This window comes from Kitasatospora sp. NPDC058115, assembly GCF_042884635.1.
Taxonomy (GTDB): domain Bacteria; phylum Actinomycetota; class Actinomycetes; order Streptomycetales; family Streptomycetaceae; genus Kitasatospora.
Genome location: NZ_JBHVTL010000001.1, coordinates 405,299 through 430,871 on the forward strand (window position 1 = coordinate 405,299; position 25,573 = coordinate 430,871).

The following is a 25,573-nucleotide window of genomic DNA, read 5'->3' on the forward strand; positions in this document are numbered from 1 at the left end:
TCGGCCCCTCCCCCCGGGTCCCGACCACGCGTGGGGCGGCGGGGCCCCGCGGGCCTGGTGGGGGCGCCGGTCAGGCGGTGTTGACGGAGAGCCTCCAGCGCTGGTTGGCGTTGACGTTCCCGTAGGCGTCCCGGTTGCACTGCCAGATGCCCAGGGCGGTGCCGTTGGCGTCGTTCCAGCCGGGCAGCTCCAGGCAGGCGTTCGAGGCGGGGTTGACGAGTTCGCCCTTGTCGCCGTAGGTCCAGATCTGGCCGCTGGTGCCCTGGCAGTCCGCGATGGCGGCCGGTGCGCCCCAGTCGGTCCGGTCGTCCCGGACGGTCACGCAGCGACCGCCGGTGCGCAGGGTGCCGTCGGAGGCGAAGGTGAACTTCTGGTTCGTGCCGTTCCAGCAGTTGTAGAAGCCCAGGAAGCCGCCGTTCGGAGCGCCGTAGTTGTCGACGCAGCGGCCAGGGTGGTAGGCGGATTCGATGTTGTAGCTGACGGGCTTCACCCCCGAGATCTCCTGCGGCGCGCCGAACCGCGGCTGGTTCCCCTGCGGAGCGGTTCCCAGGTACTGGATCAGGCGGCCGTCGACGACGGTGAGGACCAGGTCGGGGTAGCCGTCGGCGTTGATGTCACCGGGTGAGTCGACGTTGGGGAAGACGTCCGAGGCGACCCCGAGCGGCAGCACCGTGTGGGCGGCCGGGACCGTCCACTGCTGGGCCGGGCCCATGTGGCAGTCGAAGATCGTCAGGCGGTTGCCCTGGGTCGCGTTGGCCCCGGGAACGTCGAGGCAGCGGCCCGAGTTCGGGTTCACCAGCCGCCCGGAGTCGAGCACCCACGTCTGCGCCGGGGTGTTGTTGCAGTCCCAGAGGTTGACGTGCGAGCCGTTCGCGGTGACGCCGCCGGTGACGTCGAGGCACTTGCCGAGGACGTGCAGCGAGCCGTCGGTGCCGAGGGTGAACTCCTGGTTGGAGCGCGCGCCCTGGGCACAGTCCCACAGCTGGGCGGCGGCGCCGTTGGCCGTCCACGCGCCGTTGATGTCGGCGCACATGCTCTGGCCGGAGGCGCCCTGGAGCGCGGAGACCAGGGGCTTGCGGACGGGCGCCTTCAGGGGCTGGAAGCCGGTCACCAGCTTGCCGGTGGAGTCCAGCGGCAGGGGCAGGCCGGTGACGGCGCCGCTCACGCTGTCGCGCACCCAGAGCGCCGGGGCGCCGGCGACCTGGCCCGGCGTCATCAGGGTGAACCCGCTCCAGTCGGTGCCCTCGCCGAGTTCGACGCCGGCGCCGAAGACGCAGTTGACGAGCAGGGTGGCGGGGTAGTAGCGCAGGTGACCCTTCTCGATGGTGACGAGGTTGGGGCGCCCCTTGCTGGCGGGTGACGGCGTGATGGCCGTCATCTGCTCGATGTGGTTCCACGTCCCGTCGATGCCGCGGGCGCACTGGCCTTCGGCCGTGGCGACCTCACCGTGGTTGAAGGTGAAGTGGCCCGCGGTGCCCTGGGGGGTGTGGCTGGCGTCGTTGCGGTAGAGGTGGAGCTGCTTCGTCGCCTTGTTGTAGGCGAACAGGTCGTCGTAAGGGTCCTCGCTGACCGAGCCGCGGTGGGTCAGCAGGTAGTTGTTCCAGCTGTCGCCCTGGGGGCTGCGGACCTGGGTGGAGGCGACGCCCGGCTGCGCGGTGAAGTCGCTGTTGCCGACGAGCAGGGACAAGTTGCCGTCGGCCGTCGGCACCAGGTAGTCCGGGGTGCCGTCGTCGGTCACGTCACCGGGGACGATCTTGGTCGCCGGGTTCCAGGGCGCGTAGAACTCGTACTCGGCCCACTCCGACTGGGAGTTCCCGGCCCGGTCGACGGCGCGGACGTAGAGATGGTGGGTACCCCAGTTGCCGCGGTTGAGCTCGATCGGGATCTCGGCGGAGGCACTGCCGTCGGGCCCGGCCACGGCCGGGCTGCTGCCGAAGCCGTTCGGGGAGCTGAGGTTGTCCAGTGCGTACTGGAACTCCAGGACGCCGCTGGACACGCAGCTGCCGCGGGTGCAGCCGCCCGGCACCGGGTCGGTGCTGGTGACCTTGACCGTCACCCCGGTGTCTCCGGCGTGACCGGCGGGCTTGATACCGCTGCCCAGCGGCGGGAACACCGGGGAAGGGGCGATGCTCGCGAGCGTCGGCGCGCTGAGGTCGACGTTGAAGTAGCAGTACCCGGACGGGGGGCTGTCCAGGATGCCGTCGGTGGCCCAGGCGTTCCAGCCGTACTGGTGCCCGTCCTGGACCGTGAAGCCGAGCGTGGCCTCGCCCCAGCCGCCGCCGGGGCCGATCGTCTCGCTGGCCCGCCACGCTCCGCCGCCGGGTTCACCGTTGGCGCCGGCGGTCATGTTGTCCCAGACGTGGAAGCCGATCGTGATGTTGGTTCCGGGCATGGGGGTCCTGGCCCAGGCCCTCAACCGGATGTTCGACTCCGGCACCGTCCGGCCGATCCATCCGGGCCGGCTGCTTCCGCAGGCCTGGTCGTCGGGGTTCGAGGGCTGGGGGCTGACCTGCAGCGAGTCGGGGGTGTACGGCGCGATGTCGTACGTGGCCCGGATGTACGGGTTCGGGGAGAACCGCATGAAGTGGTTGACGTCGGTCGACCAGTTCTCGTCACCGATCAGGGCGACCGTCCACCGCTGGATGCCCTGCTGGGCGACCTCCCGCAGCTCGTTGGTCACCGTGAAGACGACGTCCTGCGGCTCGCATCCGTCGTAGGCGCTGCGGGGCCACTTCTCCGTGTCGATGCCCCGCAGGATCTGCGGCTGGTGGTTCCAGGTGGTCGCGGCGTCGATGCCCCCGGTCCACTTCAGCCAGACCGGCGCGGTGGCGTTGCAGTTGTGCGCCGCCGCGTAGGACTCGGAGAAGTACATGTGGGCCTCGTCGATGTACATCTGCGACGTCACGGCGCTGGTGTCCAGCTCGAAGTACGAGCGTTCCATGCCGTAGCAGTTCGGCCGCTCGTAGTGCTGGTAGCCGACGCCCTGGCCCCTGGTCTGGGGCTTGTCGTAGGTCGAGACGTTCGCACACTCCGCGGCCGACATCACCTGGGCGAAGTGGGTGGTGCCCATCGGCCGGGTCGGCTGGAAGGTCGGGTCGATGTACAGCGGCCAGACGGTGCCCTCGCCGTCGAGCAGCCCGGGATCGGGGGTCAGGGTCAACGCCGAGGAGTCGACGCTGACGCCGATCGGCTTCACGTGCGCGCCCGCGCCGGGGGCGTCGGCCGACGACGGGCTGCCGGCGGTGCCCGACGGGGCACCCCCGTCCGGCACCTCGCCGACGGCGGGCACCGCGGCGGCCCCGCTCCGCGCGGCGGCGGCCGCGGGAGCCTCCGCGGCGGAGTCCCACATCAGCGGGGCGGACGCCTGGAAGACGGGTGCGCCACCGGCGGGGCCGGCGGAGATGTTCCCGTGGCCGTCGTCGGAGACGACCAGGTCCTTCGTGGCGGTGCCGAACCGCAGTGACCTCAGCGCCGGGTTGGCGGCGGCGGTGGCGTCCTTGACGACCAGGACCTCGCGGACCGAGCCCTGGTCACCCACCTCGACCCGGAGGTCGACGCCCGGCATCACCTCGGCGTAGACGGCGGTGCCGCCGTCCACGGTGGGCGCGGGCAGGCGCACCGGGAAGGTCAGGGCCAGGCTCCGGCCCTCCCGGTCGGTGAGGGTCGCCAGCGGGCCGGTGCCACCGCCCGACACGGCGACGCCGGACGGCGTGGCCTTCGGGGCGTAGTTCCCGTCCGGACCCCGGACGAGCCCGGGGTCGACGTCGGCCCATCCGCCGTCGCGCTTCACCCGGGCCGGCAGCAGATGGCTGGTGAGGCTGAGCTTGCCGGTCGGAAGGGCGACCGTGAGCGAGGTCTCGGTCGTCAGTTCGTCCACGGCGACCGGCTTCCCGGTCGCCTTCGCCGTCCGGAGCGCGGTCTCGACGGCGCTCGGGGAGGACGCCGACCGGGCGTCGTCGCGGCCCGTGGCCGGTGACGCAGCGGGGGTCCGGGTCTCGGCGACGGCGCCCCCGGGGGTCGCCAGGACGAGGCCGACCGCGCACAGCGGGGCCAGGTATCTCGCCGGCCGGCCCCGTCTCCGCGGTCCGGATGGTGGGATTTCTCGCATGGTGTGTCAGTTCGCCTTCGCAACAGGGCTCGGCTTGCTCCGGAGGCCAGGTATGCCGCACGCCATACCGACCGCCACGCAAGGCGGCCTTTGTCCATTTTGATACCGATTCCGACCACGAGTCAGTTGAGCTGTCGTCAATTGCTGGCAGTTCGGCGGCAGGCGAACGCTATTGCGTGCACGACTGGCCTGGCAATACGGTTCCCGCCATCACCCTGGGACACCTGCGTCGGGCACATCGCCGCAGGTCACGAACCCATTGCGATTCTGTTAACGCGGAGACATCGAATGCAAACCGGTCCTGGACAAACTGTCCGCAATTCCCGAAGAGGAGGGAGCGGCTGGCGAAAGGCACTGACACTCGGCGCCCTGACCGCGACGCTCTCCCTCGTGGTCCCGCTCGTCGGTGAGGGATTCGCCCACACCGCGCTGGCGGCCGAACAGAAGCCGGAAACCCTTCCGGAACTGCCCAAGGTCGGCGGCCACGACGCCGACATCGATCGCCCGTCGGAACCGCTCCACCACCCCGGGGGCGCCCACGATCTGAAGGCCCACAAGCCGGGCGCCGTCCAGTGGCCGGCCGAGTCGACGGTCACCGTCGACCTCAAGGGCCGGCCGGACCTCGTCGCCGCCCGGCGGGACACCGGCAAGCCCGAGCAGCCCGCCGTCCGAGCGGGCTCGACGCCGGTGCTGCTGCGCACCGCGGCCGGTGCGCCGGCCACGGCCAGGGCCGGCGGTTCCGGTGACGACTCCGCCGCCGGCACGGCGCCGGGTGCCGTCGAGGTCAAGGTCGCCGGCCGCGCCCAGGCCGAGAAGGCCGGAGTGAACGGCCTCCTGGTGTCGCTCGACCGCGCCGACGGCGTCCCGACGCCCTCCGCCGTCGAGGTCTCCCTCGACTACGGCTCCTTCGCCGACGCCTTCGGCGGCGGCTGGGCCTCCCGGCTGCGTCTGGTCGCCATGCCCGCCTGTGCGCTCTCCACGCCGGAGCTCGCGCAATGCCGCACCCGTCAGCCGCTCGACGCGGCGCTCGACCCCGCGGCCCAGCGGATCACCGGTACCGTCGCCCTCCCCGGCGCCACAGGCGCCCCCTCGGAGGCCGGCGCGCCCGCCACGGCCCTCGCCCCGGCGACGGCCACCGCCCCGGCCACCGGCGGGATCGCCCTCGCGCTGGAGTCCGGCACGAGCGGCTCGCAGGGCGACTACGGCGCGTCCGACCTGTCCGCCACCGGCTCCTGGTCGAAGAACGCCTCGGGCGCCTTCACCTACAACTACCCGATCACCGTTGCGCCGTCCCTGGCCGGCAACGCACCCGGCGTGGCCCTCTCCTACGATTCGCAGTCCGTCGACGGGAAGACCTCCGCCCGCAACTCCCAGGCCTCCTGGATCGGCGACGGCTGGTCCTACAATCCGGGCTTCGTCGAGCGGTTCTACAAGACCTGCAAGAACGCGGGCGTGGCCGAGTCCGGCGACCAGTGCTGGGCCGGCTGGAACGCCACTCTGTCGCTCGGCTCCCACAGCGGTGAGCTCGTCCGCGACGGCAACGGCGCCTACCACCTCCAGAACGACGACGGCACCCGCGTCGAGCGGCTGACGGGCGCGGCCAACGGTCTGTGGCAGGGCGAGTACTTCAAGGTCACCACGACCGACGGCACCGCCTACTACCTCGGTCTCAACCACGCCCCCGGCACCACCTCCGACGCCGCCACCAACAGCGCCTGGGGCGTGCCGGTCTACCACCCGAACAACGGCGACCCCTGCTACAACGCCGCCAAGGGCGCGGGCTCGCAGTGCGACCAGCAACCCGGCTGGCGCTTCAACCTCGACTTCGTCGTCGACCCCAACGGCAACGTCCAGCGCTACGACTGGGCGGCGGAGACCAACCGCTACGCCATGGGCGGCGGTCAGGCCGCGGCCACCGGAGGCACCGGCACGCTGACCCCGTACACCCGTGGCGGCCAGCTCAGCCGGATCTCCTACGGCTACAAGCTCGCCGACGCCGTCGCCGGGCGCGAACCCTCCGCCCGGGTGAACTTCGAGACCGCCGAGCGGTGCACGGTCTCCGACGACACCTGCCGGCCCGAGAACCTCTCCGCCTCCACCGCCAAGAACTGGCCCGACGTCCCGTACGACCTCGCCTGCCCGGACGGATGGACGACCAGCGGCTCCGGCGCCAACGTCTGCTACACCGGCTCGCCCACCTTCTGGTCCACCAAGCGGCTGCGGCGCATCGGTACGGAGCTGCGCACCCAGGGCGGCTGGCAGGCCCTGGACCGCTACGACCTCACCCACATCTTCTCCGAGGCCGGTGCGCTCATCGACCCGGCGACCGGCCAGCCCGGGGACGCGAACTACAGCGACGGCTCCCTGCAGTCGGTGATGTGGCTGTCCTCGATCCAGCGCACCGGCCTGGACACCTCGGCCGGCGGTTCGGGCCCGATCACGCTCGACCCGGTGACCTTCGCCGGCACCGAGCTCAACAACCGGGTCGACGGCCCCAGCCCGCCGGCGCCGCTCTACCGGCCGCGGATCATCGGCATCGGCACCGAGTCCGGCGCCCGGATCGCCGTCACCTACCGCGACCCGGAGTGCTCGCGGACCACGGGCGCCATGCCGGCCTCGGCCGACGGCAACACCATGGCGTGCTACCCGGTCCACTGGTCCCCCGGGAAGAGCAAGGAACCGGTCGCCGACTGGTTCCACAAGACCCTGGTCGCGAAGGTCACCGTCAGGGACGGCACCGCGAGCGCCTCGCCGTCGCGGGTGACCTCGTACTCCTACGAGGGCGGCGCCGCCTGGCACCGTGACGACTCCGACCTGACCGACGACCGGTACCGCACCTGGAACGACTTCCGCGGCTACCGCACCGTCACCACCACGAGCGGCTCGGGCGACGACCCGGTCACCAGGAGCAGCGTCTCGTACTTCCGCGGTATGGACGGAGACTACAAGGCCGACCGCACGCCGCGCAGCGTCAGGCTGACAAACTCACTCGGCGAGGAGAGCGCCGACAGTCCCTGGCTCTCGGGCCTGGCCCAGGAGTCGGTCACCTACGGCTCGGCGGGCGGCCCGGCCGTCGCCAGGCAGTTCTCCGACCTGTCCGTGGCTTCGGACGCCACCGCCACCCGGACGCGCACCGCATGGAGTTCCAAGCCCCCGGCGCTCTCGCCGCTCCCGGAGCTGAAGGCCCTGCGCACCGTCACGTCGGGCACCCGGTCCAGCGTCCTGCTGTCCGACGGGACCTGGCGCACGGGCCGGACCGTTACCACGCTCAACGAGTGGGCCCAGCCCGTCAAGGCCGACAGCCGGCCGGACCTGACCACGGACGACAACCGCACCTGCACCACCACCGACTATGCGGATCCCCCGGCGGGCAATCCGATGATGCGCTCCTATCCGAGCAGCACACGGACCGTCGCCGGGCCGTGCGGCACCGCGCCCTCCGCCACCAGGACCATCAGCGACCGCCGGGTGATCTACGACGGCAACGCCGACCCGGCCGGCCCCGGAGCCTCGAAGGTCCTCGGCCAGAACGGCACGACCTTCGGCTACGCCACCGCCACCCAGACCGTCACGGGCTACGACGCCCAGGGCAACGCCGCCTACCGGACCGTGAGCGCCCAGGCGTTCGACGGCTACGGGCGCGTCTTGCGCAACGTCAATGAGGCGGGCCTCGCCGAGGACACGAGCTACAGCCCGGCGAGCGACGTCCTTCCCGGGACCGTGACGAAGACCAACTCGCTCGACTGGAAGAGCACGGACACCGTGTCGCCGGCCCGCGGTCTGGTGACCCGCTCCGTCGACGCCAACAACCGGATCACCGATTCGATCTTCGACGCCCTCGGGCGCCGCACCGCCGTGTGGCTGCCGGGAAACGCCAAGGCTGACGGCAGGCCCGCGAACCAGACCTTCGGCTACGACATGCGCGGTGCGCTCGCCGGGGACGAGAAGCGGGTCACCTCGCCCAGCGTCACCACCCGCACGCTCCGGGAGGACCAGAACTGGTCGACCTCGGTCGACATCCTCGACGGGTTCCTGAAGTCACGCCAGACGCAGTCCACTCCGGCCAACAATGACCCCGGCAGGGTCCTGACGCACACCCGGTACGACAGCCACGGCCAGGTCGCCAAGACCACTGCCGCCTGGTACGACAAGGACCACGGGGAGCCGGGCACCGTCCTGTTCGAGGAGAAGGACGACGAGTCCCCCTCCCAGACGTACTACACGTACGACGGAACCGGCCGTAAGACGTCCGAGCAGCTCTTCTCCCGGGGCCGCGAGCTGTGGCGCACCGTCACGTCCTACCCCGGCGCCGAGCGGACGGACATCACGCCTCCCGCCGGTGGCACGCCGAGCACCGTGATCACCGACGCGCTCGGCCGGACCACTTCCTCGGTGCTGCACGGCGGTGACCCGACGGGTGATGTGACGACCCGCTACGCATTCGACGCACGCGGCCTGCTCGCGTCCATCGCCGACAACGCCGGGAACACCTGGACGTACTCCTACGACGTCGAGGGCCGGCCCGTCTCCCAGAGCGACCCGGACGCCGGCACCTCCACGACGGCGTACGACGCCCTCGGCCGGGTGGCCACCACGACCGACGGCAGCGGCAAGCGGATGGCCTTCGCCTACGACCTCCTCGGCCGCGTCGTCGGCCGCTACGAGGGCGACAACACCAACAATCCGGCCAAGCTGCTCGCCTCCTTCACCTTCGACAACCTCGCCAAGGGCTACCCGACCGCCTCCACCCGCTACGTCGGGGGCGCCTCGGGGAGCGCGTACGTCCAGGCGGTCGACGGCTACGACGTCCGCTACCAGCCCACCGGCACCACGACCACCATTCCGGCGGCCGAGGGCAAGCTCGCGGGCAGCTACTCCCAGACCCTCACCTACAGCAAGCGACTCGGTCTGCCGACGGGCCCGCGCTACCACGCGCACGGCGGTCTGCCCGAGGAGACGTTCAGCATCTACCGCAACAGCGCCGACCAGGTCGAGGCCACGTCCACGGACTACTTCAAGATCCTGGCCCGGACCAACTACGACCAGCTCGGCCACGTGCTGCTGTCCCAGTACGGCGAGTCGGGGAAGCTCATGCGGACCGCCCGCTTCTACGACGACGTCACCGGGCGGCTGAAGGCGGCCGACGTCAAGTTCCAGGAGGCCGACACCAACCCGATCTCGGACATCACCTACGGCTACGACCCGGCCGGCAAGCTCGCGAGGATCTCGGAGCGGCAGTCCTCGGGCAGCGGGGACATGGCCGTCGAGACCCAGTGCTTCCGCTACGACGGGCTGAACCGCCTGACCGAGGCATGGACCGACGTCTGGGGCTTCACCACCCCGACGGCCGGTCAGGTCTCCCGCTGCACCCACTCCGATCCCGGCCCCGCCAACATCGGCGGCCCCGCGCCGTACTGGCAGAGCTTCCAGTACAACCAGCTCGGTGACCGGACCCAGCAGGTCAAGCACGACATCACCGGCGACACCGCCCGTGACGTCACACAGACCAGCAGCTACCCCGGCGAAGGCCGCACCCCCGCCGCCAAGCCGAACACCGCCACCAGCGTCACCACCCGCACCGGCCAGGCCACCCTGCGGCTCACCTCGGGCCAGACGACGACCGATGGCGCGGCACTCTGCCTGGACGTCTGGGGATCCCGGACGTCCGACGGCACCTCCGTCGGGACCTGGACCTGCCACAGCGGCGGATCCGAACGGTGGACCCGCCCCGGCGACGGCTCCCTGCGGGCCCTCGGCAAGTGCGCCCGGCCGGTCGGCGGGAACGCCTACGCCGGTGCCAGGATCGAGCTGGCCGCCTGTGACGCCGGCAGCCGGAAGTGGACGGACGGCGCGGACGGCGCCCTCGTCTACGACTCCCAGTACTGTCTGGAGATCCCCGGCGGGAACCGGACACCGGGCACCCAGCTCGGTCTGTGGTACTGCAACGGTCTCTCGCACCAGAAGTGGGCCGCCACGGTCAACGCGCCGAGCGGGCCCACCTACAGCGCGACCCTGACGCCGCAGTACGACGCCCAGGGCAACACCACCTCGCGCGCCATGACCAGCACGGGCACCCTGGTGTCGGGCGTCGCCACCGGCGGCACCCCGGTCTGCCTGGACGCCACCGGTGCCAACAGCGCCAACGGCACCCCGGTGGAGACCTGGACCTGCCACGAGGGCAGCGCCGAACAGTGGACCCTCGGGACGGACGGCACGCTGCGCGTGCTCGGTGTCTGCGCCCGCCCGACCGGCGGTCAGACCGGTCCGGGCACACAGCTCGAACTGTGGGCCTGCGACGGCAGTCCGAGCCAACGCTGGAGCACCGCCGCCGACGGCTCCCTCGTCCATCAGTCCGGCCTGTGCCTCGACGTCCCCCAGGGCAGCGGCACCCCCGGCACCCGCGTCGCCCTCTGGTACTGCAATCAGGGGTCCAACCAGAAGTGGTCCACCGGCACCACGGCGCAGCCCCTCGCCGGCTCCACCCAGACCTTCACGTACGACGTGGAGGGACGGACCGAGTCCGTCACCGCGCCGAGCGGATCGGGGACCGCGACGTCGAGGTACCTGTACGACGCCGACGGTGACCTGCTCCTCCAGCGCGGTCCCACCGGCACCATCCTCTACCTGTTCTCCGCCGCCGAGCAGATCACCCTCTCGGCCGACGGCAGCACGGTCACGGGAGAGCGCTACTTCCCGCAGCCGGACGGATCGGTCGCGGTCCGCACCAGCGGCGGAACGCTCTCCTACCAGATCACCACTCCGCAGAACACCGCGACGATCCAGGTCGACGCGGCCACCAAGGCCGTCACCCGCCGCCCGTTCGACCCCTACGGCAACGTCCGCGACGGCAGCCGGCCCCCGGGGTGGACCGGAAACCGCGGCTACCTCGGTAAGCCGTTCGACTTCACCACGGGCCTCAACCTCCTGGGCGCCCGCAACTACGACCCCGTCCTCGGCCGCTTCCTGACCGTCGACCCGCTCCTCGCCCCCGGCAATCCCGACCAGATGAGCGGCTACACGTACAGCAGCAACGACCCGGTCAACCGGATGGACCCGAGCGGACGCATCGACCACGACTGCTACGACGGACTCTGCGGAGGACACCGAACTCCTCAGCAGGACGTCGGCCCCGGCCCCCATCGCGACTTCAACACGTGGTACGGGCCGCTTCCTGCCGCGCCGCCGCCTCCCGCCGTCGTAGGACCTGTTTCGGGTCCCACACCGCGCCCGAAGGCCTCCGGTACTCTCCGGCACAACGCCGCCCAGGAGATGGCGTACGAGTACCTGAAGGCGACTCATCCCAACGCGTGGGTGGCCAAGGAATACGAGATTCCCGGAGCCGGGAAGAACGGAGCCACCGACGGCTCCGCGGACCTGGTCATGATAGAAGACAATGTCATGCACATCTGGGAGGTCAAGTCCGGACTGACCGGAAAGGATGAGGACGTGGCCTTCGGAGAGGTCACGAACTACGTTTCCGTGGAACAGAAGATACAGAAGGCAAAGGGGAGCCGCCTGACGGTCATGCCGGGTTTCGAAATACCTCAGCTGGTGGGCCCGGACCCGATGAACCTCAATGGCGTGCTGGTGGCGCAGTCGACCAGCAAGAAGGACAAGTACACAACCTCCCGCGGTAAGCCGGTAGAACTGAAGAAAGCCACCGGCGTGATCAGCTGGTGGGATCGGAAGAACGCCAAGCCGCCGGGTGACGACTGGGTCCCGCATCCCATTACGGTCACCACCACGGTCTGGGATCGCAAGACGACCACAGCCGTCGGGACGGCGGCAGGCCTGGCCGTCGGGTTCCTCATCTACGTGTCCACCTTCGGAACCGTGCAGTAGCGCTACCCTTCGGAAGCAACATGACCGGGGCGGGTCGACAGGAATTCGCTCGGCCCGCCCCCTGTCAACCGATCCTGCGCGGACCCGCCCCCGCCGCCCGGCGAGCACGGCGGGCGGCCGTCCGCCCGAGTTCAGAACAGGGAAAATCGATGGGCTACTTCACCGAATATCAGGGGTCGATCAGGATCCACCCCCCTCTGAATTCCGCAGAGGCCGCCTACCACGAGCGATTCATCGACACCCGCAGAATGCATCGGCACTCCGGCCCGTACTCGACCCCGGCCGAACAGCCGCTCTGGATTCCCGACGCCGACGTGATCAATGATTCGGAGCCGCCCGCCGGGCAGCCCGGCCTCAGCTGCCAGTGGGCCGTGGGCAGTGACGGCCGGGAGCTCTCGTGGAATCACCGCAGCAGGTTCTACTCCGGCGGACCTTGGATTCGGTACCTGATCGACACCTTCTGGCGCCCGGGATGCGCCCTGCAGTCCGAACTGGCCGCTCGGTTCGAAGGGCGCGACTACGCACCGGAGTTCGACGAGTTCACCTTCGACCATGTGCTGAACGGGGAGATCGAGGTCACCGAGGAGGACGGGACGAGCTGGCTGATCAAGGTGGTGGACAACGTCGTCTCCGAGACCTAGGCCGGCGCCGGTATCCGGAGGACTCCGCAGCCCGGAGGGTCCGGGAACGGCCGCGGGCCCGCGACGCGTGGTGCGTCGCGGGCCCGCTGGCCTGGTGGGGGCGCCGGTCAGGCGGTGTTGACGGAGAGCCTCCAGCGCTGGTTGGCGTTGACGTTCCCGTAGGCGTCCCGGTTGCACTGCCGGGACGATCCAGGTCGACGCGGCCACGAAGGCCATCATCCGTCGCCCGTTCGACCCGTACGGCAACGTCCGTGGTGACGGTCAGCCCCAGGCGTGGACCGGCAACCACGGCTACCTCGGCCAGCCGGTCGACCGCAGCACCGGCCTCAACCTCCTGAGCCACCGCAAACTACGGCGCGGTCCTCGGCCGCTTCCTGACCGTCGACCCGTTCCGGCCGCCGGCAACCCGGACCAGATGGGCGGTTGCACCTACAGAGCAACGACCCCGTCGACCGGTCCGGCGGCGGTGGCGCTCCGAAGCCGCCGAAGCCCGATACCGGGAGCGCGGACCCGCGCGTACCGACAGAAGAAGGGGAAGGCCAGCGACGACGACTGGACGATCAACTCGGGGCACGCAGACGATCGCGAACACGATATGGGCGGAGGCAGGAAGAGTCCGTCCCCGGCGTCCACGGGAATCTCCGCCGACGACATCGAGAAGGAAATCGTCGCCGATGTGTACCGGCGGATGGAGGGCGGCCAGGAGGTACCGGGGCCCGGCTCCAAACCGTCGCACCTGCAGGAAACGGGAGAACCGCTACAGCCTCGGCACGTACTGGCTCGAAAAGTAAGGTAAGGGCGACACCATGTCAGGACTCGACAGGTTGACCGAGGATTTCATCGAATCAACCTACGGAGAAAACGCGGAGAGCGTTTCGGATGCCACCAGGTATTTCATCGAGAAGCTCACGTTCGCGAGCCCCGAGGAAATCCTCACCGTGCTCCGGGGTGTTCTTCGGGAGGACATTCTGGGAATTCCGGTGTGGGCCCGTAACCTGGCCTACCGGCTCGCCTGTCTGCAGCGGCCCGACGATCCGGACCTGCTCCGCGAGGCGGCGGCCGACATCCTCTTCGTGGGTCCCGACTGGGACGACCAGGCGGAGGCGATGATGGAGCAGGCCGCACGACTGGAGTCCTGACCGGCCGCCGTCACGGCCCTCGGAGAAAACGCTCGGCCCGACCGGAGACTCCGGTCGGGCCGAGCGCGTCCCGGGCGAAGCCGGTCAGGCGGTGTTGGGGTAGAGGGTCCAGCGCTGGTTGGGGTTGCCGTTGCAGCCCCAGATGCCGAGGGCGGTGCCGTTGGCGTCGTTCCAGCCGGGCAGTTCCAGGCAGGCGTTGGCGGCGGGGTTGCGCAGGGTGCCGTCGGCGCCGTAGGTCCAGATCTGGCCGGTGCCGGCCCGGCAGTCGGTGAGGACGGCCTGGGCGCCCCAGTGGGTCGCGTTGTCGCGGACCGTCACGCAGCGGCCGCCGGTGCGCAGGGTGCCGTCGGAGCCGAAGGCGAACTTCTGGTTGGCGCCGTTCCAGCAGTCGTAGAAGCGCAGGCTGCCGCCGGCGGGCGCGCCGTAGTTGTCGAGGCAGCGGGCCGGGCTGTAGACGGAGTTGACGTTGAAGGCGGTGGAGCGGTCCCAGGGGACGTCCTGCGGCGCGGCGAAGCGCGGCCGGCCGGCCAGCGGGGCGGTGCCGGCGTAGCGGACCAGCCGGCCGTCGGAGACGGTGGCGAGCACGTCGGGGTGGCCGTCGGCGTTGAGGTCACCGGGCGAGTCCACGGTCGGGAAGACGTTGGCGGCCAGCGCGAGCGGGAGCACGGGCTGGGCGTCGGGGTACGTCCACGCCTCGCTCTGCGTCTTGCCGCAGTCCCTGATCACCAGGCGGGCGCCCAGCGGGGCGCTCGCGTCGGCGTCGAGGCACTTGTCGGCGTTCGGGTTCCGCAGGGTGTGCGGGTGGGGGCCCGGGAGCCACTGCTGGGCCGGGCTGCCGTTGCAGTCCCACAGGTTGACGGGCGAACCGTTCGCGGTGGCACCGCCGGTGACGTCGAGGCACTTGCCGAGGACGTGCAGCGAGCCGTCGGTGCCGAAGGTGAACTGCTGGTTGGGGGCGGCGGAGCCCGCGTCGGCGCAGGTCCACAGCAGGGCGGCGGTGCCGTTGCCGGTCCAGCCGTGGTCGATGTCGGCGCAGATGTCCTGGCCGGCGGACTGCAGGCCCCAGACCAGGGGCCGGTGGGCGGGCAGCGTCAGCGGGGTGAAGCCGGCGACCGGCTTGCCCGTGGCGTCCAGCGGCAGCGCCAGGCCGGTGACGGCCCCGGTCACGGTGTCGCGCACCCAGAGCGTCGGCACGCCGTTGACCTCGCCGGGGGACATCAGGGTGAAGCCGCTCCAGTCGGCCCCGGCCGCGCCGAGCTCGACGCCGGCGCCGAGGGTGCAGGCCAACTCGGCGGGGTAGTAGCGCAGGTGGCCCTGCTCGACGGTGACCAGCCCGGTGCCCCCGGTGCCGCGCTGGACGGCCGTCATCTGGGCGATGTGGTTCCAGGTCCGGTCGATGCCCTGCGGGCACGCGCTGCTGGTGCCCAGCTGGAGGGAGGTGCGGGTGAAGTGGCCGGCGACGGCCTCGCCCGGGTAGGCGTTCGCGTCGTTGACGTAGACGTAGAGCTGCTTCTCGCTCCTGTGGTACGCGAACAGCGAGTCGCCCTGGCCGTTGACGGCGCCGCGGTGGGCCACCAGGTAGTTGTTCCAGTCGTCGCGCCGGGGGCTGCGGTCGGCCGGGGAGGACGTCTCGGGCGTGCGGAAGGTGCCGTCGGCGCCGCCCCGGAAGAGGGTCAGCGAGCCGTCGGCGGCCGGAGTGAGGTGGTCGGCCACGCCGTCGAAGTCGACGTCGCCCGCCACGGCCGGTCCCAGCGTCCGGGCGGGGGCGTAGAAGGAGTAGGTGGACGCCTGGGGCTCGGTGTTGCCGGCCGCGTCGACGGCGCGCACGTTCAGCGTGTGGCTGCCCCAGTTGAGGACGCCGACGCTGATCGGGACGTCGGCGTACGCGGTGCCGTCGGCCGCGAAGGAGGCCGGGACGCTGGAGCCGCCGGAGACCGGGATGTTGTCGTCGAGCGCGTACGTGAACGCGCGGACGCCGCCGGCGGCGCAGGGGCCGTCGGTGCAGCCGCCCGGGACCGGGTCCTTGCTGGTGACGCGGACGGTGACGCCGGTGTCGCCGGCGTGGCCGGTGGGCGTGGCGCCGCTGCCCTGCGGCGGGAACACGGTGGAGGGCGCGATGGACGCCTGGGTCGGCGCGGTGAGGTCGACGTTGAAGGCGCAGTCCGCGGTCGGGGGGCTCTTCACGTCCCCGGCGGCGGACCAGGCGTTCCAGCCGTACCGGTGGCCGTCGGCCAGCGCGCGGCCGACGTAGGCCCGGCCGGTGCCCCCGCCGGAGGGGACGACCCGGGCGGTCGGCCAGGTGCCGGCGGCGGAGTCGCGGCTCTCGCCGGCCGTGGTGTCCCACAGGTGGAAGCCGACCGTGAGGTCGCTGCCGGGCTGCCCGTCGGCGTAGGCGGACAGCTGGACGTTGGAGGTGCCGTCCGGGAGGGGCGACGTCCGGCCGATCCACCCGGGGGTGCCGCCGCCGCAGGCGTTGTCGGCGGGGTTGACGGGCTGGGGGCTGGTGGTCAGCGCGCTGGGGGTGTTGGGCCCGGAAGCGCTCGCCGCCGGGGTGTCCGCGAACGCGGCTCCGGGGGCGGTTAGCACGAGGCCGGCCGCCCACAGCGGCACCAGGCCTCTCACCAGCGGGCCCCCCAGCCGTCCGGGGGGTCGGGATTCACGCATGATGTGTCAGTTCGCCTTCGCGCAGGTTCCCCCCGGCCGACGGCCGGCCGCCGCGCGCCCCGCGGGCGGACGACGGACGGAGGACGGCAGACGGAGGGGAATGGTCCGATGTGATGCGCTCTCCGATCGGCCGTCAGCTGACCGGCCCTCATGCTCGCGATCGGTGCGCGGTCGAACGCTAGTGCGTGGGGCGGGGGCCTGGCAATCCGTTTCCGCGATCACCGGGGAGCCCCGCGCCAGGTGAACGGCGCAGGTCAAGGGGGCCCCGGGACGGCGAAGCGCCCGGCCCCCGACCGGAGGGGGGATCCGGTCGGGGGCCGGGCGCCGTCGTGGTGCCGCGGGCGGGGTCAGCGCAGGTCGAAGACCAGGCGGGCGGATACCTTGCCGTCGAGGACCTCCTCGAAGCAGGTGTTGACGTCGGCGAGCCGGCGGGTCTCGCGGATCACCCGGGTGCGGCCGAGGGCGTGGAGGCGGAAGACCTCGGCGAGGTCCTCGCGGGTGCCGACGATCGAGCCGATGACCTTGGTGCCGTTGAGGACGGTGTCGAAGACGGGCAGCTCCAGCTTGCCCTCGGCGGGCAGGGCGACCAGGACGAGGCTGCCGCCGCGGCGCAGCGCCCCGTAGGCGGCCCGGAAGGAGGCGTTGCTGACGGCCAGGGCGATCGCGGCGTGGGCGCCGCCGAGCTTCTGGACCTCGGCGGCGACGTCCTGGACGCGGGCGTCCAGGACGTGGTCGGCGCCGAGCTCGCGGGCGAGGGCGAGCTTGTCGTCGGTGACGTCGACGGCGATGGTCTCGGCGCCGGCGATCCGGGCGTACTGGAGGGCGAGGTGGCCGAGGCCGCCGATGCCGGAGATCAGGACGCGGGTGCCGGGGCCGGCGCCGGAGACCTTGAGGGCCTTGTAGGTGGTGACGCCGGCGCAGGAGAGCGGGGCGGCGTCGAGGGGGTCGATGCCGTCGGGCACCGGGACGACGTAGTCGCCGTGGGCGAGGGCGTACTCGGCGTAGGCGCCGTCGACGGAGTAGCCGCTGTTGTGCTGCTGCGTGCAGAGCGTCTCCCAGCCGGTGACGCAGTGGTCGCAGCGCCCGCAGGCGTCGGCGAGCCAGGCGATGGCCACCCGTTCACCGACCCGGACGTGGCGGACCTCGGCGCCGGCCGCCTCGACGATGCCGACGCCCTCGTGGCCGGGCACGAACGGCGGGCTGGGCTTGACCGGCCAGTCGCCGTGGGCGGCGTGGATGTCGGTGTGGCAGAGGCCGGAGGCCTCGATCCGCACCCGTACCTGGTGCGGGCCGGGGTCGGGCACCGGGCGCTCCTCGATCACGAGCGGCTGGGTGAAGTCGTGGACGACGGCGGCCTTCATGTTCTGCTCCTGCCCTTCGCACCGGCGGGGCCGTTCCCGGGCCTCCGGGACCCCGTTCACCTCCATCCCACGCCACGGCCGCGCGGGCCGCCAGGGCCGGACGGGTGAACCCGGCGGGACCATGGTCCCGCCCCGCCGGTGCCGGACCAGCGGCTACGAGGAGCGGTGCACGATGCGGCGGACCAGTTCGGGGACCCACTCGACGTATTCGACCTCCGCGCCGTCGGCGTGGCGGGCGTAGAGGAAGCGGCCGGTCGGCGAGGCGGTCTCGGGGGTGGTGACGACGGCGCCCGCGGCCTCCAGGGCCTCGCTCAGCTCGTCGAGGTCGGAGACCACGACGGTGGCCGAGGCGTGCGCGTACTTGGCGCGTTCGGAGGGCGGGCCGGCGATCACCAGGAAGTCGCCGATGGCGGCGAGTTCGATCTCGTGGAAGCGGAACAGCAGGTCCGGCTCGGCCCCGGTGAGGGTGCGCAGCAGCGGGAGCGAGTGGTCCAGGCCGTCGGCCCAGAGCCGGGCATAGGTCTTGAGGATGGGCATGGGTGCTCCGAGTCGTCCGACGAGGTACCGGATCACCGTAAGCGGGTGAACTCCCGCACAGAAGACCGCACTTTGCGGTGCGTCAGTGCCCGACGGTAACCGACCCGCCACCTGCGGCGGAGCGGCCGGGGCCGGTCCGGTCGGCGTCCCAGGCGATCAGCATCCGCAGGGCGTCCTCGGAGGGGCTGCCGGGGTCGGGGGCGTAGGTGATCAGCGCCTGGTCCGGGTCGTCGGCGGAGCGCAGCGTCTCGTAGACCAGTTCCAGCCGGCCGACCAGCGGGTGGTGGAACACCTTGCGTCCCGAGGTCTTGTCGCGCACCGGGTGCTCCGCCCACCACTGGCGGAACTCCGGGCTGCGCACCGAGAGTTCGCCGATCAGCTCGGCGAGGCGGGGGTCGTCGGGGCGGCGGCCGGCCTCCAGGCGCAGGAAGGCGGCGTTCTCGCGGGCGCAGCCGACCCAGTCGTCGTAGAGGGTGCGCGAGGCCGGGTCGAGGTAGGTGATCCGGGCGATGTTGCGCTCGGCCGGGGGGAGCGCGCCGTAGTCGCCGAGGAGGGAGACGGCGGCGCGGTTCCAGGCCAGGACGTCCATCCGCCGGCCCATCACCACGGCGGGCACCTCGGGCATCGCCTCCAGCAGCCGGGCCATCGTGGGGCGGACCTTCTGCGGGCCGGAGCCCCGGGCGCCGGCGGCCCGGGCGGGGCGGGTGCGGGCGAGGCGGTGCAGGTGGCCGATCTCCTCGGGGTCGAGGCGCAGGGCGCGGGCGACCGCGTCGAGCACGGAGTCCGAGGGGTTGCCGACCCGGCCCTGTTCGAGGCGGGTGTAGTAGTCGACGCTGACGCCGGCGAGTTGGGCGAGTTCCTCGCGGCGCAGCCCGGCGACGCGGCGGCGGCCGCCGAGTTCGGGCAGGCCGACGTCCGCGGGGCGCAGCCGCGAGCGGCGGGTGCGCAGGAACTCGGCGAGGCTGCCGGCGGTGCCGGCGACGCGGGTCGGGCTCGTGCTGCTCATGCGGTCATTCTCGTCGTTCGGCGCCCCCGCAGCCTGGCCCTGTCAGGACCAGGCTGCGGAACGGGCGGTGATCACCAGCCGTTGGCGACCGCGACCACGCCGCCGTCGATCACGAGGTCCTGGCCGGTGATGTAGGAGGCGCGGGGCGAGAGCAGGAAGGCCACGGTCTCGGCGACGTCCGCCGCCTCGCCGAGCCGGCCGAGCGGCACCAGGGTGCGCACGGCCGCCTGCTGGGCCGGTTCGGTGATCACCTCGTGGAACATCTCGGTGACGATGTAGCCGGGGCTGACCGAGTTGATGCGGATGCCGCGTCCGGCGAAGTCGCTGCCGAGGGTGCGGGCGAGGTTGTGCACGGCCGCCTTGGTCGCCGCGTAGACGGGGGCGTTGGGCAGGCCGCGGTGCAGCGTCCAGGAGGCGTTGAGGACGACCGACGCGCCGCCGGCGGACTTCTCCAGCAGGGGCAGGGCGTGCTGGACGGTGAAGAAGACGCCCTTGAAGTTGACGTCCACGGTGCGGTCGAAGCTCTCCTCGGTGACGTCCTGCGGGGTCTCGAAGACGCCAACGCCGGCGTTGGCGAACACGCCGTCGAGGCGGCCGTGGCGCTCCCCCACCAGGGCGGCGAGCCGGGCCAGGTCGGCGGGGCGGGCGGAGTCGGCACGTACGGCGAACAGCCTTTCTCCGGCGTCGAGTTCGGCTTCGGCGCGGCGCAGCCGGGTGTCGTCGCGGCCGGTGATCACGACGTCGGCGCCGCGGTCGAGCAGCAGCCGTGCGGTGGCGAGGCCCATGCCGCTGGTGCCGCCGGTGATCAGGACCGCCCGGCCGTCGAAGTCGTGGGCGCCGTCGGGGGTGTTCTCGTCGGGGGTGTTCTCGTCGGGGGTGTTCTCGTCGGTGGTGTTCTCGTCGGTGGTGGTCATGCGTCCACCCTCGCGGCGGCGGGGCGGGCGGACCAGGCCCGCCCGGACCCGGGGTCCGGCAGGACCACCCTTGCGCACGGATACCCCCCAGGGGTATGTTTCCTGACGCCTCGAAGACATACCCCCACCCGGTATAGGAGAACGTGGTCATGCCCAAGCCCACCACCGCGTCCGCGGCACCGGCCGCACCGCCCGCGGCGCCCTCGCCCCGCCGCTGGACGGCCCTCGGGCTCATCGCCCTCGCCCAGTTCATGGTGATCATGGACACCTCGATCATCGGGGTCGCCCTGCCCGGGATGCAGTCCGCGCTCGGCTTCACCCAGGAAGGCCTGTCCTGGGTCTTCAACGCCTACGTCGTCGCCTTCGGCGGGCTCCTGCTGCTCGGCGGCCGGCTCTCCGACCTGTTCGGCGCCAAGCGGCTGTTCGCCACCGGCTGGGCCGTGCTCGCGGCCGGCTCGCTGCTCGCCGGCCTCGCCGGGAACCCCGGACTGGAACTCACCGGCCGCGCCGTCCAGGGCGCCGGTTCCGCGCTGATCGCCCCGGCCGCGCTCACCCTCCTGATCAGCCTGTTCGGCGCACGCCCGCAGGAGCTGGGCAAGGCGCTCGCCCTCTACGGCGCGGCGGCCCCGGCCGGCGGCACCGCCGGTGTCTTCCTCGGCGGCGTGATCACCCAGTACCTCAGCTGGGAGTGGGTCTTCTACGTCAACATCCCGGTCGCCCTCGGTGTCCTGCTCGCCACCCCCGGCGTGATGCCCGCCGCCTCCGCCCGCCGCGGCTCGGTGGACTGGCTCGGCGCGCTCACCGTCACCGCCGGACTCGCCGTCTCCGTCTACGCCGTCGTCCGCGCCCCGGAGACCGGTTGGGGCTCCGCGAGCACCTGGCTGGTCCTTGCCGGCGGCGCGCTGCTGATCCTCGCCTTCGTCGCCCTCCAGGCCAAGCGGCGCGAACCGCTGATGCGCCTCGGCATCTGGCGCAGCCCCAACCTGGCCGGCGCCAACCTCGCCCAGCTGCTGATGGCCGCCGCCTGGATCCCCATGTGGTTCTTCCTGAACCTCTACCTCCAGCAGGTGCTCGGCCTGAAGGCCTTCGCCTCCGGGGCCGCGCTGCTGCCGATGACCGCCGCCATCATGCTGATGATGATCGTGCTGGCGCCCCGGCTGATCGCCCGCTTCGGCCCCAAGCCGCTCGTCGTCACCGGCCTGCTCGCCCTCGCCGGCGGCATGGTCTGGCTCTCCTTCGCCCGCCCCGACGGCTCCTTCGCGGTCGACGTGCTGCCCGCCTCGCTGCTCGCCGCCGTCGGCATGTCGCTCGCCTTCATCCCCTCGCTCGGCACCGCGCTCGCCGTGCCGGACCCGGCGGAGGGCGGCCTCGCCTCCGGCATCGTCAACACCAGCTACCAGATCGGCTCGGCGCTCGGCCTCGCCGCGATGACCGCCGTGGCCGCCGCCAACGGCTCGCGGGAGCTCGGCGACCCGGTCGCGCTGACCGACGGCTTCTCCGCCGCCTTCCTCGGCGCCGCCGCCCTCGCCGTGCTCGGGGCGCTCGTCTCGGCGCTCACCATCCGTACCGCGAAGAGCCGTTGAGGACGGCGCTCCGCTCCCCCGGCCCGTCCGCCGGGACGCCTCCACTCCTCGGAGCGCCCCCGCCCACCGGAAAGCCCCGTCCTCGAAGAAGCCCCCGCCCTCGCCGGACTCGGTGAGGGCGGGGGCTTTCCCGGGGACGGGGCGGGGCGCGTCAGGCCTCCCGGCGGGCCCCCGCCGACGGGACCGCCCGGTACACGTGCGGCTCGGCGTAGCCGGCCGCCGCGAAGGCGTCGACCACCGCCCCGGCCACCGCCTCCGCCCGCTCCGTCGCCACCAGCGCGATCACCGAGCCGCCGAAGCCGCCGCCGGTCATCCGCGCGCCGAGGGCCCCGGCGGCGACGGCGGTCGCGGCCGCGAGGTCGGTCTCCGGGCAGGAGGTCAGGTAGTCGTCGCGCAGCGAGGCGTGGCCGGCGGTGAGGATCGGGCCGAGCGCGGCGGGCCCGTGCCGCTCCAGCTCGGCGACGGCCTGCCGGACCCGGTCGTTCTCGGTCACCACGTGGCGCACCAACGGGACCAGGTCGGCGGGCAGTCGGGTGAGCGCGGCGGGCAGGTCGGCGGTGGCGAGATCCCGCAGGGCGGGCAGCCCGAGCAGCGCGGCCGCCCGCTCGCAGCCGGCCCGCAGCGCGGCGTACGCGCCGTCGGCGAGGTCGTGCTGCACCCGGGTGTCGAGCACCAGCAGGGTGAGGCCGGCGCCCGCCAGGTCGAGCGGCACGTGCCGGGCGGAGAGGTCGCGCGTGTCCAGGTGCAGCGCGGCCCCGGCCCGGCAGGCCATCGAGGCCATCTGGTCCATGATCCCGCAGGGGACGCCGACGAACTCGTTCTCGGCGCTCTGCGCGAGCAGGGCCAACTCCTCGGCACCCAGGCCGAGTTCGTACATGTCGTTGAAGGCGGTGGCGACGGCGCACTCCAGCGCGGCGGAGGAGGACAGGCCCGCGCCGCCGGGCACGTCGCTGTCGAGCAGCACATCGGCGCCGCCCACCTCGTGCCGGGCGGCCCGGCGCAGCGTCCACACGACGGCGGCCGGGTACGCCGCCCAGCCGGCCACCCCGCCCGGGGCGAGGCCGGCGACGTCCAGCTCGACGGCCGCGCCGGGCACCCTGGTCGAGGCGAGCCGCAGCACGCCGTCGTCGCGGCGGCGGGCGTAGGCGCGCACGGCCTGCGGGATCGCGATCGGCAGCACGAACCCGTCGTTGTAGTCGGTGTGTTCGCCGATCAGGTTGACCCGGCCGGGGGCCGCCCAGACGCCCTCGGGGGCGTGGCCGTAGAGCTCCTCGAAGACGCCGGCGACAGTGGTTCCGGTCGTGGTCATCCCTGCGGTCCTCCGTCGGTGGGCGTGGGCGTGGGCGTGGGCGCGGGGGTGGACGCGGGTGCCTGGACCGGTGCCGCCTCGCGCAGGCGCCGGGCGGCGTCCTCCGGGGCGACGTCGTTCATGAACGCCTCCATCCCGGACTCGGTGCCGGCCAGGTACTTCAGCTTGTCGGCCGTCCGCCGGACGGTGAACAGCTGCAGGTGGAGGGCGAATTCGGCCTCCTGCCCGACGGGCGCCTGATGCCAGGCGGCGATGTACGGCGCGCGCACGCGGCGGCGGCCGTCGTCGGGCCGCCCCGCGGGGGCGGCCGGATCCGCCGGGTCGGTGAAGAGGTTGTCGAACCGGCGCAGCAGGTCGAGGTAGATCCGCGCGAACTCGGCGCGCTCGGCCTCGGAGAGGCGGGTGAGGTCCGGGACGCGGCGGTTCGGGTGGAGGTGGACCTCGTAGGGCCAGCGGGCGGCGAAGGGCACGAAGGCCGTCCAGTGCTCGCCGGCGAGGACGAGGCGCGGGGAGGTCCGCTCGGCGGCGAGGAGGTCCTCGAAGAGGTTGCGGCCGGTGGCGGCGCGGTGGCGGGCGGCCCGGTCGAGCATCCGGGCGGTGCGCGGGGTGGTGAAGGGCAGTGCGTAAATCTGGCCGTGCGGGTGGGCGAGGGTGACGCCGATCTCCGCGCCGCGGTTCTCGAAGCAGTACACCTGCTCGACGCCGGGCCGGGCGGACAGTGCGGCGGTGCGGTCGGTCCAGGCGTCGAGCACCAGGCGGGCGCGGTCCTCGTCGAGGTCGGCGAAGGAGGCATCGTGGTCGGAGGTGAAGCAGACCACCTCGCAGCGCCCGACACCGGGCCGGCTGCTGAGCAGCGGGTCACCGGCGGAGACCGGCACGGGGTGACTGCCGGGCTCGCCGGCGAGGGAGGGGAAGCGGTTCTCGAAGACGGCCACCTGGTAGTCGGCCGCCGGGATCTCGCTGAGCCGGCCGTCGCGGCTGGGGCAGAGCGGGCACTCGTCGGCCGGCGGGTGGTAGGTACGCGCCTGCCGGTGGGCGGCGATGGTCACCCAGGCGCCGGTCAGCGGGTCGAGCCGCACCTCGGAGGAGGGCGCGGCGGCGTCCAGCGGCCGCCGGTCGGCGACCGTCCGGCCGGCCGGCGGCGTGCCCCGGTCATAGTAGATCAGCTCACGGCCGTCGGCGAGTTCGGTGACGGTCCTGGTCGTCGTACCGGCCGGCCCGGCCTGGTCGGCCGGGTCGGTGGCGGTCACGGTCGCGGGCATGACGTGCTCCCTCTCATGGGGCTTCCCTTCAACCACATGAACAAACAATATCGAACAGGAACCAACATGCACGCCACCGGCCCCGGCGCGGCCGCCCCGGTGGCCCGCCGACCTCTCAGGGGTGCCGACGCCGGAGGCCCGCCGACGCCGGGATCAGCCGGCGACCGGGTGCCACGGGGCGTCGGGCCGGGTCGGCGTCGGGTCCGCCGCGAGCCGCAGCGCGTAGACGTCCCGCCCCGCAGGGTCGGGCACCGGGCCGAGGTAGTCGTGGCCGGTGAGGTGGCACCAGGCCGGCAGGTCGAGCGGAGCCGCCGGATCGGTGCTGACGACGTGCACGGTCGTCCCGGCGGAACGGCCCGCGATGCGCTTGCGCAGATGCAGCAGCAGGGTGACGCAGAGCATGCCGGTGCCGTCCACGACGATCGCGCCGCCGGCTCCCGCCCCCGCGCCACCGGCTCCGGCTCCGGCTCCGGCTCCGGCTCCGGCTCCGGCGGCAGGGGCCGTCATGCGGCACCCGCCTCGACCGGCAGGGCGGCCAGGCGCCATTCGAGCATGCCCTCGGCGAGCCGCTTCGCGCTGCGCCCGCGCGCGGCCAGCAGCCGGACGGCGTCATGGGCGAGGACGCAGTTGACGCCCCGGCAGTACGCGACGACCTCCGCCCCGGCGGGCAGCTCCGCGAGCCGGGCCTCCAGCTCGTCGAGGGGGACGGACAGGGCACCCGGGATGTGTCCGGCGGCGTACTCCTCGGCCGGGCGCACGTCGATCACGGTGGCGGTGCCGGCCTTCACCCGCGCCAGCAGCTCCTCCCGGGTGAGGTGGTCGGTGTCCGGCGGCCCGAGGTAGGCGGCCCGCGCCTGCCCGGTGGCTGCCAGGTGGGCGAGCCCGACCTGCTGGAGCTGCGCGTACAGGGCGGCGACGTCGTCCCCGGCCAGCCGGTAGTGGATGCGCACACCGTCCCGGCGGGTGGTCACCAGCCCGGTCTGCTTGAGGGTCTGCAGATGGGCGGAGGCGGTGGTCAGCCCGAGCCCGGCGGCCCTGGCGAGGGCCTCGACGCTGCGCTCGCCCTGGGCGAGCAGGTCCAGCAGCTCCAGGCGCTTGCCGTTGGCCAGCGCCTTGCCGGTGGCGGCCAGCGCGTCGAACAGCGCGGCCTTGTGTGCGGGATCTCCCATGGGCTTCCTCCATAAATCCATGGAATATTGTAGAAGCA

At 72.6% G+C, this 25,573-nt stretch carries 14 protein-coding genes; 4 read left to right on the top strand and 10 right to left on the bottom strand.

The genetic code is table 11. The annotated features are described in order from the left end of the window. Positions 1 to 70 precede the first annotated feature (70 nt). Complete coding sequence (locus ACFVVL_RS01540; protein ID WP_387670489.1) at positions 71 to 3,877, bottom strand: ricin-type beta-trefoil lectin domain protein; 3,807 nt, start codon at positions 3,875 to 3,877, stop codon at positions 71 to 73. A gap of 621 nt (positions 3,878 to 4,498) precedes the next feature. On the opposite strand from ACFVVL_RS01540, the gene ACFVVL_RS01545 reads away from it, so the two are divergent. The 3 genes from ACFVVL_RS01545 to ACFVVL_RS01555 all read left to right on the top strand — a co-directional run bounded on the left by ACFVVL_RS01545 (position 4,499) and on the right by ACFVVL_RS01555 (position 13,730). Continuing rightward, positions 4,499 to 11,950 (top strand): ricin-type beta-trefoil lectin domain protein, encoded by a 7,452-nt coding sequence (locus tag ACFVVL_RS01545; protein WP_387670491.1) that lies wholly within the window; start codon positions 4,499 to 4,501, stop codon positions 11,948 to 11,950. A 149-nt stretch (positions 11,951 to 12,099) separates the two neighbouring features. Further along, positions 12,100 to 12,591: a hypothetical protein gene (locus ACFVVL_RS01550; RefSeq protein ID WP_387670493.1), complete on the top strand. Its 492-nt coding sequence runs from the start codon at positions 12,100 to 12,102 to the stop codon at positions 12,589 to 12,591. 806 nt (positions 12,592 to 13,397) lie between these two features. Then, the gene (locus ACFVVL_RS01555) at positions 13,398 to 13,730 is read left to right on the top strand and encodes a hypothetical protein (protein WP_387670495.1); all 333 of its coding nucleotides are present in this window, start codon (positions 13,398 to 13,400) and stop codon (positions 13,728 to 13,730) included. 84 nt (positions 13,731 to 13,814) lie between these two features. Here ACFVVL_RS01555 and ACFVVL_RS01560 read toward each other — a convergent pair whose 3' ends face one another. The 5 genes from ACFVVL_RS01560 to ACFVVL_RS01580 all read right to left on the bottom strand — a co-directional run bounded on the left by ACFVVL_RS01560 (position 13,815) and on the right by ACFVVL_RS01580 (position 20,212). Continuing rightward, positions 13,815 to 16,352 (bottom strand): ricin-type beta-trefoil lectin domain protein, encoded by a 2,538-nt coding sequence (locus tag ACFVVL_RS01560; RefSeq protein ID WP_387670497.1) that lies wholly within the window; start codon positions 16,350 to 16,352, stop codon positions 13,815 to 13,817. 389 nt (positions 16,353 to 16,741) lie between these two features. Further along, positions 16,742 to 17,755: an alcohol dehydrogenase AdhP gene (gene adhP, locus ACFVVL_RS01565; protein ID WP_380287223.1), complete on the bottom strand. Its 1,014-nt coding sequence runs from the start codon at positions 17,753 to 17,755 to the stop codon at positions 16,742 to 16,744. A gap of 153 nt (positions 17,756 to 17,908) precedes the next feature. Beyond that, positions 17,909 to 18,292 carry a VOC family protein gene (locus tag ACFVVL_RS01570; RefSeq protein WP_380287222.1) on the bottom strand — a complete coding sequence of 128 codons (384 nt, stop codon included), beginning with the start codon at positions 18,290 to 18,292 and terminating at the stop codon, positions 17,909 to 17,911. A gap of 82 nt (positions 18,293 to 18,374) precedes the next feature. Then, the gene (locus ACFVVL_RS01575; RefSeq protein WP_380287221.1) at positions 18,375 to 19,298 is read right to left on the bottom strand and encodes a helix-turn-helix domain-containing protein; all 924 of its coding nucleotides are present in this window, start codon (positions 19,296 to 19,298) and stop codon (positions 18,375 to 18,377) included. A 71-nt stretch (positions 19,299 to 19,369) separates the two neighbouring features. Continuing rightward, positions 19,370 to 20,212 carry an SDR family NAD(P)-dependent oxidoreductase gene (locus ACFVVL_RS01580; protein WP_387670500.1) on the bottom strand — a complete coding sequence of 281 codons (843 nt, stop codon included), beginning with the start codon at positions 20,210 to 20,212 and terminating at the stop codon, positions 19,370 to 19,372. Positions 20,213 to 20,361: 149 nt separating this feature from the next. Between ACFVVL_RS01580 and ACFVVL_RS01585 the strand changes: the two genes are divergently transcribed. Next, positions 20,362 to 21,795, top strand: a complete 1,434-nt coding sequence (locus ACFVVL_RS01585; RefSeq protein ID WP_387670502.1) for an MFS transporter — start codon at positions 20,362 to 20,364, stop codon at positions 21,793 to 21,795. Between the two features lie 151 nt (positions 21,796 to 21,946). Here the strand turns inward: ACFVVL_RS01585 and galK are convergent, their stop codons facing one another. From galK to ACFVVL_RS01605, 4 genes are all read right to left on the bottom strand, one after another. Beyond that, entirely contained in the window at positions 21,947 to 23,104 is a 1,158-nt protein-coding gene (galK, locus tag ACFVVL_RS01590) for a galactokinase (RefSeq protein ID WP_387670504.1), read from the bottom strand. Further along, complete coding sequence (gene galT / locus ACFVVL_RS01595) at positions 23,101 to 24,366, bottom strand: galactose-1-phosphate uridylyltransferase (protein ID WP_387670506.1); 1,266 nt, start codon at positions 24,364 to 24,366, stop codon at positions 23,101 to 23,103. Before galT ends, galK begins: the two co-directional genes overlap by 4 nt. A 153-nt stretch (positions 24,367 to 24,519) precedes the next feature. Then, entirely contained in the window at positions 24,520 to 24,873 is a 354-nt protein-coding gene (locus tag ACFVVL_RS01600) for a sulfurtransferase TusA family protein (protein WP_387670508.1), read from the bottom strand. Continuing rightward, complete coding sequence (locus tag ACFVVL_RS01605; protein ID WP_387670510.1) at positions 24,870 to 25,535, bottom strand: ArsR/SmtB family transcription factor; 666 nt, start codon at positions 25,533 to 25,535, stop codon at positions 24,870 to 24,872. Before ACFVVL_RS01605 ends, ACFVVL_RS01600 begins: the two co-directional genes overlap by 4 nt. Positions 25,536 to 25,573 lie beyond the last annotated feature (38 nt).

Coding starts and splice junctions, on each gene's coding strand:
- galT (WP_387670506.1), bottom strand. CDS start 24,366: ATGCCCGCGACCGTGACCGCCACCGACCCGGCCGACCAGGCCGGGCCG.
- ACFVVL_RS01575 (WP_380287221.1), bottom strand. CDS start 19,298: ATGAGCAGCACGAGCCCGACCCGCGTCGCCGGCACCGCCGGCAGCCTC.
- ACFVVL_RS01600 (WP_387670508.1), bottom strand. CDS start 24,873: ATGACGGCCCCTGCCGCCGGAGCCGGAGCCGGAGCCGGAGCCGGAGCC.
- ACFVVL_RS01570 (WP_380287222.1), bottom strand. CDS start 18,292: ATGCCCATCCTCAAGACCTATGCCCGGCTCTGGGCCGACGGCCTGGAC.
- ACFVVL_RS01585 (WP_387670502.1), top strand. CDS start 20,362: ATGCCCAAGCCCACCACCGCGTCCGCGGCACCGGCCGCACCGCCCGCG.
- adhP (WP_380287223.1), bottom strand. CDS start 17,755: ATGAAGGCCGCCGTCGTCCACGACTTCACCCAGCCGCTCGTGATCGAG.
- ACFVVL_RS01580 (WP_387670500.1), bottom strand. CDS start 20,212: ATGACCACCACCGACGAGAACACCACCGACGAGAACACCCCCGACGAG.
- galK (WP_387670504.1), bottom strand. CDS start 23,104: ATGACCACGACCGGAACCACTGTCGCCGGCGTCTTCGAGGAGCTCTAC.
- ACFVVL_RS01555 (WP_387670495.1), top strand. CDS start 13,398: ATGTCAGGACTCGACAGGTTGACCGAGGATTTCATCGAATCAACCTAC.
- ACFVVL_RS01605 (WP_387670510.1), bottom strand. CDS start 25,535: ATGGGAGATCCCGCACACAAGGCCGCGCTGTTCGACGCGCTGGCCGCC.
- ACFVVL_RS01550 (WP_387670493.1), top strand. CDS start 12,100: ATGGGCTACTTCACCGAATATCAGGGGTCGATCAGGATCCACCCCCCT.